7 protein-coding genes are annotated in these 11,684 nt (G+C 32.0%); 1 reads left to right on the forward strand and 6 read right to left on the reverse strand.

Annotation, left to right across the window (positions count from 1 at the left end):
• Positions 1-1,801: 1,801 nt before the first annotated feature.
• The 6 genes from ACFFUE_RS10915 to ACFFUE_RS10940 form a co-directional block, all read right to left on the reverse strand.
• Positions 1,802-2,860 (reverse strand): hypothetical protein, encoded by a 1,059-nt coding sequence (locus ACFFUE_RS10915; protein ID WP_376835319.1) that lies wholly within the window; start codon positions 2,858-2,860, stop codon positions 1,802-1,804.
• Positions 2,861-2,950: 90 nt separating this feature from the next.
• Complete coding sequence (locus tag ACFFUE_RS10920; protein WP_376835321.1) at positions 2,951-3,508, reverse strand: hypothetical protein; 558 nt, start codon at positions 3,506-3,508, stop codon at positions 2,951-2,953.
• The gene (locus tag ACFFUE_RS10925) at positions 3,508-3,936 is read right to left on the reverse strand and encodes a hypothetical protein (RefSeq protein WP_376835323.1); all 429 of its coding nucleotides are present in this window, start codon (positions 3,934-3,936) and stop codon (positions 3,508-3,510) included. Before ACFFUE_RS10925 ends, ACFFUE_RS10920 begins: the two co-directional genes overlap by 1 nt.
• Positions 3,937-4,087: 151 nt before the next feature.
• Positions 4,088-4,942 carry a nucleotidyl transferase AbiEii/AbiGii toxin family protein gene (locus ACFFUE_RS10930; RefSeq protein WP_376835325.1) on the reverse strand — a complete coding sequence of 285 codons (855 nt, stop codon included), beginning with the start codon at positions 4,940-4,942 and terminating at the stop codon, positions 4,088-4,090.
• Positions 4,939-5,559 carry a type IV toxin-antitoxin system AbiEi family antitoxin domain-containing protein gene (locus ACFFUE_RS10935; RefSeq protein ID WP_376835327.1) on the reverse strand — a complete coding sequence of 207 codons (621 nt, stop codon included), beginning with the start codon at positions 5,557-5,559 and terminating at the stop codon, positions 4,939-4,941. The genes ACFFUE_RS10930 and ACFFUE_RS10935 overlap by 4 nt, the downstream gene beginning before the upstream one ends.
• 150 nt (positions 5,560-5,709) lie before the next feature.
• Complete coding sequence (locus tag ACFFUE_RS10940) at positions 5,710-6,474, reverse strand: ParA family protein (RefSeq protein ID WP_376835329.1); 765 nt, start codon at positions 6,472-6,474, stop codon at positions 5,710-5,712.
• Between the two features lie 261 nt (positions 6,475-6,735).
• Between ACFFUE_RS10940 and ACFFUE_RS10945 the strand changes: the two genes are divergently transcribed.
• Positions 6,736-11,532 (forward strand): hypothetical protein, encoded by a 4,797-nt coding sequence (locus ACFFUE_RS10945; RefSeq protein WP_376835331.1) that lies wholly within the window; start codon positions 6,736-6,738, stop codon positions 11,530-11,532.
• Positions 11,533-11,684: the final 152 nt, after the last annotated feature.

The raw sequence follows: 11,684 nt of genomic DNA on the forward strand, positions 1-11,684 counted from the left end.
TATAAAAATATATATTTTTTTGCATAGTAAAAAAAAACACATTGCTAAAATATTGATTATTAATATTTTATACCCGTAGGGCAAGGCGGTTATAGTGCTATGCACTATACCGTCTTGCTCATCTCCAAAAATACAAAAATTTAGATAGATGACAAAATAGAAAATTTACCAATATTTAATAATTTTTACTTGAATGATGTTCAATACTGCTTACAAAAATTTGCAATGGGTACATCAAAAATGAAAGCGAAGAGCGAGCGAAAAGCGAGATAAAAATTTAATAAAATTGTAATGCCGTAGGCTTAGAAATTTTTCCAATGATGTTCAATACTGCATACAAAAATTTGCATTGGGTACATCAAAAATGAAAGCGAAGAGCGAGCGAAAAGCGAGAGTAAAATTCAGTAATATTGTATTGCCGTAGGCTTATAAATTTCTCCGATGATGTTCAATATTTCTTACAAAAATTTGCATTGGGTACATCAAAATGAAAACGAAGAGCGAGCGAAAGCGAGAGAATAATTTAATAAAATTGTAATGCCGTAGGCTTAGAAATTTTTCCAATAGGTTACAAAATTTACTAGCTGGTGGTTAATTTTCGTTTTGCTTTCGGTTGTTGCATTCACTATAAAATTTCTAAATTCTATCATAAATCCCTAATATTAATTCCACAGAATTTGAAAGTAGAGTTGAAACGAGATGTGCTAACTCTGATAGTATTTCTTTTTCTTTAATTGCTTCTATTAGAACCTATACCTTGTGAAAGCAAAGCTAAATTTTTATCATGTCTTTTATTTTCTACAAGTAAAAATTAATACTTATTTTACCTGATTCGTGGTCTGATTAATGGGAGAGAGTTACAAGTTAAGTATCCCTATTGAAAAAAATTATTACGATAAATATAGTTAGTAATACGATAGATAATTTTACAAGGAACATATCACAGAGTTTGATCCCAGATTTAAATTTACATAATCAATCTCTGAGAAAATATCAAAACACAATTCCTCTGTAATGTTTTCTAACATCTCATTGTGTTTATCAACTAGAAGAATTAACTAGCATTGTCTCCCTTACATCAATTCTTTTGTTTAATATTTTTAATTATGTTTTCTTATTCATTCCATTTAACTACACACAATTTCAGATAATAAAATAATTAGATTAATAAAGTTATTTAACTGATTTATGATAATAAAATAAGAATCATTTTTGGACTTATTATGGTTTTTCTATTAACTAAATTTTCCTTTTATTGGACTTATTAACAATATTTATTTTTACTTTATTTTTATTTAATTTTTATTTATTATACTTTATTATATTTATATAGTTGCTATAAATAATTGAAAATCTGATTATTACAGGGTTTTTCTTCTTACAAACCCCTACTTTCTTCTTACAAACCCCTACTTTCTTCTTACAAACCCCTACTTTTTTCTTACAAACCCCCACTTTTCTTCTTACAAACCCCTACTTTCTTCTTACAAACCCCTACTTTCTGATTTGTTAACATATATAATAAACATTTAATAATCAGTGTTTTATATTTAATATTCCATTGTTGTTACCAATTTCTCCACATTTATTTTATCCAAATTTTTGATTCAGTCTATTGATTTCCAATTATTTAAATTATTCAAATAAAAACTTCTTGCAAACCCTTATTTTGTATAAGTCTACTGGATAAATTGCCGGCTAAGAGGCTTTTATCGTTTTTAGTTGGCTAATGTAAGAAGTGGGTTTCCCTTCACTTTTGCTCTACTTATCAACATAAGTAGACTTCTTACAAACCCTCACTTCATTCTACACCTCTTAAAAGCTCCATGACCTTTGACATATATTCATCATTCTTTAAATCTTTAGGGATTTTTCTTTTTAGTAGTTTTGATACTTTTTCATACCCCATAGCCTTATAAATGGTTTCTATTTTGTTTTTATTTTCTGGTGAAAGATTTCGTACACTGTAAATGTGATATAGAGCTCGCTGTCGCTTTAAAGCTTCCAAATCTTCTATTTCATCCACTATACCTATAGCTTCTTTTTTATAGTAAAGTTGAAATTTGATATTCCCCTTCTCAATGGAGTAGTTAAATCCATAAGCGTAGTTTCCAGCATTTACTTCCGCTCGTATCCTTTTCAGATATTCATCTATTTTTGACGGATATGTTGTGCTTAGGTTCATTTCATCTACAAATTTGTTGATACTAATTGTAGTACCATTGTATGGAATGAATTTTGAAATCCAAAAAATGAAAGACAATGTTTTTGCACTTTTGAGGTTCATCACAAAATCATTTTCCAGCTTTAAGAACTTGGTCATATCCAGAAGACTTTCCATCGTCTTCTTGTGCATATTGAACTGAATGTATTGCTTATTTTTATTCCATTTTACCGCTTCAATGAAAGGCACTAATTCTACATCTCCTGTTTCTATATCATTGATGATTTGCCAATTTAAATTTGATAAAAAAACAAAGGCTTCGAATAACTCTCTATTCTTAATATTCTTATCTAGTTTTATGGATTTGAAATTGATTGTAAATCTTGCTCTAGTATTTTCTACCCAATTTTGAAATATATCTTCAAAGCTCATTTGCCTATTTTCTCCAATAACTTCCCCAGTGATAGAAATATCTTTGATATGCTTCTGCTGCTCATCTTTTACTGCACTGAGAATGACATTGATGATTTTTGTAGGTAATAGTGTTAGGTCTTTTTTTCTCATAAAGCTGAAAAGTCGCTCCGTATAGAGAATGGTACGAATATTCGGATTATCTTTAAATTCTTGGATAATATCGTAATCTATTTCTTCAATCCTCGTCTTTATAACATCTTTGTTATTCCCTTTTTTATTCATTAGAGTTTTGTATCTTTGTGTTGCAAAAATGATTCTCTTTTAAGAGAGTTACTATTTTAAACCACATAGTTCTGACTATTGTGGTTTTCTTTATGGATAATCTTGTTCTGGCTCCGTTCCTGTAATACCAGCTGTTTCAATTTTTTCTCGGGTGTAATACATATTGTTGCTCAAATTTATCTCTGAAAGTGAAATTCGATGCTTCTTTTCATTAAGATAATATTGATAAAGCTCCGCTTTTCCTTTAGAAGTAATTTTTTCAAAAAGCCATTCGGGGATGCTTATAAGTATCGAATTTTTATTTATTATCATTTTATTGATTACAAACATATTCCTAACAAGTTCATAACCATTTCTTTCAAAGATAATTGGTATAAAAACACCTGTATTAGATGCGTTTTCTGTAACATTTGTGAAGATTGTAACACATCTTTCTTCTTTTCCAGGTATACTATTTTTATAATGCCCTATTATTTCCTTATTTTCCTTTCGCCTTACAGAATAGGATACCCAACGAACAGGAGTTTCGAACTTTTCACATAAAAAACGATGAAACTTTTTAAGTCCTGTATTTATATTATGATATACGACCACTCTCCCATTAGATAGCTTCACAGATGCTTCATACCTATGAAATATTGTTCCCATTACGATAAGCCATATTTCTCTTCCAAAACATTCATTACTTCCTCAAAAAACTTCATCCTGGTATAATCCAATTCCCCTTTTACATAGGCCTTATAAGATAGAAAATCTTTGATATAATCCATAGTTTCCTTATTAAGCATAATAGAAGTATCTTTACTTTTATATTTATTATCCTTACTTCTTCGCCCGCTTACCAATTTGGTAGGTTCTTCCGTATGAGGTATATCATATTTATCTTTCAATATCTCCACTGCTTCTTCTATTGCAGAAGTATTATTATAAGAGCGTATTCCTTCCTCTACCACCTTATATCTTCTAAAATTTATCAACCTATCCCAATCCTTTTCGTACATACGAATACTATATCGTATCAAACCTACATCTTGCTGTTTTAGCAAGACATCCAATCCAAAAATGTTATCAGACATATCAGTTATTTACTTGTTTTAATTATTTTAATTCAAAAATAACAATTTTTCTAAACATACCAAATAAATTAGTTATTTATTTTAAATATCTCATTGTATCCGATAATAGAAGTAATAAAATATTTAAGTTAATTAACTTGTATAATTTATTTTAAGCATTGATTTTCACCAATTTGACTAAGTCTATAAAATATTGTTTTGACCATATATCCAATTGATTGGGGTTTGCAATAAATCGAATTACATCCGCTTTGGCTTTTTCTATATCCACTTCCTCTATCCTATGATTCATAAGTTCTCGAAACTCTCCTTCAGTGATGGTATCATATTGCCAATCTCCGCTGTCTTTAGCTCTCAATAAAAAATGGTTTAAGTTCAAACTTATTCCCTTTTGAATATACCACTCCAAATCATACCAATCCCGACCTTTTACATTATTCTTCCACTTCCTGAATAATAATACGTGCATTTTTCCAGCAAATAAATCTTCTTTTTTGAAACATTTTACATAAAAGGAATAGGGTTTTAACAATAACTTTTCTTCTGTCTCAAACCCCATTGGTGGGCGAGTATCTACTTCTATTTTTATTTTGATACTTGGGGAGTGAGTCAATCCTATTTGTGGCAAAGAATATTCCAATAGTAGTTCACTCCAAATGGTTTCGGATTTTAAAAATGCAGATTCTATATTGGATTCTACAGATTTCACTTTTGTTCTTACCGAAACTTTTAGTCCTAATGCAATAAACTCCTCCTCTATATACTTCAAATAAGTATCTAATGAAAATTCGGGATCTTCCTTTAATAAGGAAAAATCTAAATCTTCTGAAAAGCGATTAAGACCATAAAAAATTCTCAATGCTGTCCCTCCATAGAAAGAGGCTTTTTCAAAAAAACGCCCTCTATGCAGTCCTGCTAATGCAACTCGTTGCATAATTTCACGCAAAGCCTGATTATAGTCCTCGTTTGTTTTAGGAGTATAGCTTTCTATCCATTCCTTTATCATATTGTTTTTATTGCTGCTATTATTTGTTCTAATGTGTTTTTTTTAGGTGCCAGAGAAAGGATTTTTTCTAATTTATTTATCTTTATCTCTCGGAGGAGATATTCATCTATTCTCAAATTTTCTATCAGATACTCTTGTGCAGATTTCACACTTCGGAGTTGAAGTTTTTTTTCGGTGACAACTTTGTCACACAACGCTTTTTCGGGGGTAGCAATTAGACAGAACTGTCCTTCCCTAAGTTCCAAAAATTGGATTTCCAATGCATAATAAGATGGAGATAAATTGATATATTCAAATCTACCTATTTTATTTTCAAAAATTTTGGTAGCTTTTAGCGTTGCTGATGAAATTGAGAAAACTTGCTCTGGTATCATTCCATAAAAAGAAAAGGCTGATTCCATAGAGATATAGCTTGGCCCATATAGAGCATTAGCTATACTAAATCTTTCAGGCTTTATTTCTTGATTAAATATATAGTATCCCTTTTTGAGCGAAATAAGTTCGCCTTGCTTCATCATTTCCGAAATTTTATCATTTGGTCGTTTGTACCCTTCTAACAAAGACAGTAGAACCTGATGGGAAATAATATGATCAGAGAACATTCTATTTATTTTCATTCCACAAATGTAATAAATAAAATAGATAATCGGAATTATTCCGATTATCTATTCTTATATAAACAAATATTTAAAATAAATAAGTTATTTATTTTATTTACCCTAATTAAAGGGGGGGGGGACAGGAATTTCATAGTTGTATAAATTAAATCAATTATTTAACTTATTTATTTTATTCAGTATCTCTTGTACCAAATTTTTATAATCTTCACTAGCACGGGAGTTTGGAGCGATTTGAAAAATCGTTTTACCTTCCTTTTTTGCATTTTCTACATTTACATCTTGCCTTATAAAAGTTCCAAAGAAGAAGCCTTTTGCCTGCTGAAGAGCTAACTCTCTATATTCTCTAAAGTTACGAGTATTGGTAAGAACTTTATTGAAGAAAAAACCCAAAAACTCCAGTTTGGGATTGTACTTATTTTTAATATTCACTAAGCTCGGTAAAAGTTCCTTAATCCCCTCAATGGAATATTCTTCTGCTTCAATTGGGGATAGTACATAGTCTGATGATGCCAAAGCCATCTCTCCAAGTCCCAAATCTCCTGTAAGTGGACGAGGAGGGCAATCAATGATAATGTAATCAAAATTCAATTTTTCTCCTAAAATATTTAGCATATCTCTTAATACTGTTCTATCTCTTTTAGATTTTTCTATATTCCTATCGCCTGCCAAGATAAAAAGATTTTCCCCTTTTTGAGTTATACGAAACTCCCCTGTCTTTTCTAATAGATTTTTCACAGTATAAGAATAATCTTTTGGTATTTTATATCCGATGGATAAATTTCGCTGAGCATCAAAGTCTACCAATAATACTCTTTTCTTATTTTCTGCTAATGCTGCACCAAGATGGATAGTAGTGGTAGTTTTTCCTACACCCCCTTTTTCTGTGATGATTGAAATGACCTTAGTATTCATTCTTAAAAGTTTGCTACAAAAATACAAATAAATCAGTTATAAAAAATAATTATTTAATTTATTCCATTTTTCATATATCCCCCCTTTCATATGTTAAATTAAACTTTATTATTCCACAGAATCCAACTTTCGGGGTAATCTTAGCTCATTTTTCAATTTGTTTTTGAGTTTTCAGAATATAAAAGTAAAAGCGGTCTTTCACATTTTTAAATAATCGCAATTTGCTAAAAAGCATTATCTTTGTCCTATAAAAAACATTGTATGGTAAAAAAATTATTATTTTTAATTATCCTTTTTTCCTGTTTTTTTTCAATAAAAGCTTTTTATGAAGCTCCAGTTAATGATTCCATAAATAAAAGAAGGATAGAATTAATAGATTATCATTATACTCTGAATACTAACATTCAGAATTTAAGTCATAATGATAAATTTCTAGATTTTTATTCATTCTCACCCAATGCTACTACGGATATAGAGATTGCAAAAGCAAAGGCGGCATTAGATGAAGCTATAAGCAAAGGGCATATTGTTCAATCTATAAATCCAAATGAGCTTACCGAACTTCCCATAGGCATACGAGAGACTCGGTCGGATAATGTTGAATACAGTTTGGTAATTACAAAAGCAACATTTACTCCAGAATATGCTATTATCAATGTTTATGCAAGAGTCAAAACGCCTCAACAAGGAATGGACGGGGGCAAAAAAGAGTTGTATTTCGGGGCAGAAGGAGTTAAATTATCTTATAAAGGAAAAATCATAGGAGACGCAAAGCTTTCACTTCTGGGCGATGTATTCATCCCTTTCAATAAAAATGAATGGATGCTGACCCTTGAGGGAGGGGAAATTAATAAGTTATCAGGTGAGAGTTATAACGATAAAACATTTGTAACCATAGATTGTGATGGTATTAAAGAATTATCTTTAAAAGGGAATGTTCAAATTTCAAGAAAAGTTCTAGTCCCTTTAGACGAATCAGGAAATATACTTCCCGAAACTGGACAACACAACAAAATCAATAGAGTAAAAGGAGATTTTTTCATAAAGGCTTTAAGCTGGAATGATTTATTAGTAAAAGTAAGCATAAGTCCGTTTGCAATTACCAAACAAGCACAAAATCCCGATAAGGGATTTTTATCTTTTTTTGTAAACAATGCTGTATTAGATCTAAGCGACCTTAGAACTGATGCTCAGGTAAAATTTCCAGAATATTATTATAGAAATGGCTATTTAATCTCTGGAGCTGAATCTTGGAGAGGGATATATGTTGAAACTTTAAGAGTAGGGCTACCACAAGAATTTAAAACATCAGACAAAACAAATAGTAGAGTAAATTTTTCTGCCTATAGATTGCTTTTAGATAACTATGGCGTTTCGGGTACATTCACAGCTGAGAATATATTCCCTTTAGATCGAGGAATTACCAATAGCGAAAATGCCTGGAAATATTCTTTAGATAAAATAGGAATTAGTCTTGCAGCGTCAAAAATTGTTGGTGCAGAACTAGCTGGCAAAATACAGCTTCCTATTCAAAAAAACACACAGGAAAAGTCTGAAACATCTGCTTCAGATAAAAATATTGCAGAAAAGCCAAAAACACCAACTGGATATCTTCTCTATACAGGAAGAATGACAGAAGAAGACTATCTCCTTGCTGTAGAAATTGGAGAGGATATTGATTTTGATATTTGGAGTGCTAAGGCAAAAATAGCCAAAGGCTCCTCTATAGAGATGCTTGTAAAGCACAGAGAGTTTTTACCAAGGGCAATATTGAGCGGTAGTCTAGAAATTAGTGCTAATTCTAACACAAATGAAACAAATTCTGAAGAAAAAAAAGATGTAGAATTTAAAGGCATTAAGTTCCAAGAGTTAGTATTACAAACTAAAGCTCCTTTTATTACAGCACAATATTTTGGTGTAGAAGGAGAGCAGAAACTAGCAGGATTTCCCGCAAGTTTAAATAATGTATTCGTAAGTATTGATGAACAAAGAGCAAATCTAGGTTTTGAACTTAAAGTAGGGCTTCAAGAAAATAAATTTTCTGCAACAGGTGGTATTGTTATCCATGGATTAATAGAGAACAATGATAATCGGCAGGATTGGAAATACAATGGTTTTTCATTATCAAAATTAGGATTTAGAAATGTAGATGTAGGTGTAGCGATAGTTTCAGGTTATCTGAAGTTGATGAGAAACGATCCTCTTTATGGAAATGGATTTCAAGCAAGTCTAGAAGCTGAAATAACGGCCCTTAAAGGTGTTAGAGTAGGTGTGGATGGCATTTTTGGCAACAGTACATTTAGGTATTGGGCTTTTGATGGTTTCGTAGATGGATTAAACATTGGAACAGGCTGGTTTAAGGTAACTGGCTTTACGGGTGGTGCATACTACAGAATGGTTCCTGTCAAGGCAAGAAACATTAATGATATTAAACAAGGGAACGGGCCAGGTCATTTAATATTTAAGCCTGATGAGAATATGGGGTTATCCCTTCGAGCTGGCGTACTTGGAAATGTGGGTACTAAAACCATTGCGTCAGTTATGGCAGGCTTCAATATTGACACCTACAAAAATGGAGGCATTAAACAAGTTGGCTTTTTAGGAGAGGCTTTAATTCTTTCTGATTTTACCCTTATTACACCTAAGCCATTCGATAAACTTCAGGATAAGTTTACCACGATGGTAAATAAATCCAACTTTATAAAAGATATAGCCAACGATCAGCACACAAAGTCATTTCTAGATGTTTCAGAAGTTGATGAAAATTATCCAGTGGAGACTACCACTCCGTCAACTATTTATGGTAAGATGGCAATGAACTATGATTTTAATAATCGCGTTCTACATGCCAACTTAGATGTAAAAGTCAACTCCCCTGAAGGTTTTATTCGTGGAGTAGGGGAGGGAGGTAGAGCTGGCTGGGCTGTTCTTCACATCGGGTCACAAGATTGGTATCTACATATTGGAACCCCAGCAGATATGATAGGATTAAGGGTAGGTTTTGGAAAATTATATTTAGAATCTAAAAGCTATCTAATGGTGGGTAATCACATCCCTGAGAGCCCTGCTCCTCCTGTAGAAGTAGCACAAATTTTAGGTGTGCAACTTGATGACATTGATTATATGAAGAATCTCAATGCATTGGGTGAAGGAAAAGGCTTCGCGTTTGGTTCTCACTTCAAGTTTGACACAGGAGATATGACAGCACTTTTCCTATATGCAAGATTTCAAGCAGGATTAGGAGCTGATGTTATGCTGAAAGACTATGGAAAAGAAACAAAATGTACCAACAGAGGAGGAGATGCAATAGGTATCAACGGTTGGTATGCTAATGGACAGGCCTATGTGTATCTACAAGGAGAACTGGGTATTAAAATAAAACTATTCTTTGTAAGAAAGAAAATTCCAATTATTAAAGCAGGAGCGGCTGCTCTACTTCAGGCCAAAGGTCCTAACCCATATTGGATGAGAGGCTATTTAGGAGGTCACTATAATTTACTCGGAGGATTAGTAAAAGGAAAATTCAGGTTCAAATTAGAATTTGGAGAAGAATGCAAGTTAGAAAATGAATCTGTATTGGGAGGAATGAAAATTATAACAGATTTTACTCCAAAAAAGGATGAAAAAGATATTGATGTATTTGCTGTACCTCAGGCAACATTCGCTTTCCGAGTTAACGAACCCATTGTAATTCCAGAAGATGACGGTGACCATATTTATAAAATAGTCGTAGAAAAAATGACTATCCTTGATGAAAAGGGCAATGAAATAAAAGGTAAAGTAGAATATACTAAGTCTAAAGATGTAGCCAACTTTGTATCTGAAGATATACTTCCTCCAAATAAATCCTTAAAAGCAATTGTTCAAGTTAGCTTTATGGAAGAAAAAAACGGTATATTCCAAGTGGTAATGGATAATGGGCAAAAAGCAGTCGAAATTGAAGAAAGAAATTTCACTACTGGTTCTGCTCCTAATAAAATTCCTCTATCCAATATTCAGTATGCATATCCTGTTATTAATCAAAATAACTTTTACACCAAAGAAAATAACAAAGGATACATTAAACTGAAAAGAGGACAAGACTACTTATTTGACGATCCTAACTGGAATACAGCATCTCGATTTAAAGCTGATAATGACGCTCAGGAAAGCAATTTCAGTTATAACAATTCTGACAATATAGTTTCTTTTGAAATTCCTAATCTGGACAAACAAAAAGAATATACTTTTGCTATTTTAGCAAAAAGCAAAAGCTCCTCTAACAATTCTAATCAAACTAATGGAAGTAATAACGACAGATTAGAATCAAATGGAACTATCAAAAACGAAAATACTAGTGATAATAGCGACTTAGAAACTTCAATAACTTCAGATGTAAACACAAAAAAAGCGCAGAATCTCTCCAGAGAAGGAGAAATCAATAGGCTTTCTTTCGCGTTCAGAACTAGTAAATATTCCACTTTCGAACATAAAGTATCTTCTTTAGGTTTCAATAGTTTGTGGGTGCCTATCTCGTCAGATGTTTTATTTCTGCAAAATAATATGAATACTGACGAAGCTTTTGATGAAGTAGAACTCATTGGCAACCAGTATACAGAAAACAAACCTCTAGTTGATATGACAGCCTTAATGGACGATGAATTTGCAAATAAATTCAAAAATCTAATCTACGATAAATATCCTGTTGATCAATTAAAATTAACTAGAGATGGAAATGAAGATGATATAGTAGGCATACCGCCTATCAAAGCCCTAACCATCTTCCCATCTTATTTGCAGTATTTAGACAAGTCTCGAACTGATAGCTTCCTCACCAGAGTTTTCCCTTATCAATATGACTTGTTCAGATATTATAAAGCTGATTGGTATGAATTGGTTTCTAAGGCATCGTCTAAATATGTAAATATACCGTTGAACTCACGGCCTCAGATTGTAAACCAATTGATACAATCTACCTATGGTATTATTCCAAAAGGAAAATATCGTGTAAAAGCACAATATTTATTACCAGGCAACAAAGCTGGCTCTCAGAAAGAAATCGTTTACCAATTAAAGTAAAAGAGTATGGATACAAAGTATAAGGTTTTTTGGTATAGCATTGCTTTTTACTTATTATTTGGATTTACCTATCTTTTTAAAGCCCAGCAATACCCTATCCGTCTAATTCCGGTGATGCTCCCCCCATACAGCTTAAAGTTAGGGGAATATGC

Origin of the sequence: Bergeyella porcorum (genome assembly GCF_042427575.1) — a bacterium.
Classification (GTDB): Bacteria; Bacteroidota; Bacteroidia; order Flavobacteriales; family Weeksellaceae; genus Bergeyella; species Bergeyella porcorum.

Bases quoted from the DNA above. Each gene is read 5' to 3' on its own strand.
- ACFFUE_RS10915 (WP_376835319.1), bottom strand. From the start codon at position 2,860: ATGAATAAAAAAGGGAATAACAAAGATGTTATAAAGACGAGGATTGAA.
- ACFFUE_RS10920 (WP_376835321.1), bottom strand. From the start codon at position 3,508: ATGGGAACAATATTTCATAGGTATGAAGCATCTGTGAAGCTATCTAAT.
- ACFFUE_RS10925 (WP_376835323.1), bottom strand. From the start codon at position 3,936: ATGTCTGATAACATTTTTGGATTGGATGTCTTGCTAAAACAGCAAGAT.
- ACFFUE_RS10930 (WP_376835325.1), bottom strand. From the start codon at position 4,942: ATGATAAAGGAATGGATAGAAAGCTATACTCCTAAAACAAACGAGGAC.
- ACFFUE_RS10935 (WP_376835327.1), bottom strand. From the start codon at position 5,559: ATGAAAATAAATAGAATGTTCTCTGATCATATTATTTCCCATCAGGTT.
- ACFFUE_RS10940 (WP_376835329.1), bottom strand. From the start codon at position 6,474: ATGAATACTAAGGTCATTTCAATCATCACAGAAAAAGGGGGTGTAGGA.
- ACFFUE_RS10945 (WP_376835331.1), top strand. From the start codon at position 6,736: ATGGTAAAAAAATTATTATTTTTAATTATCCTTTTTTCCTGTTTTTTT.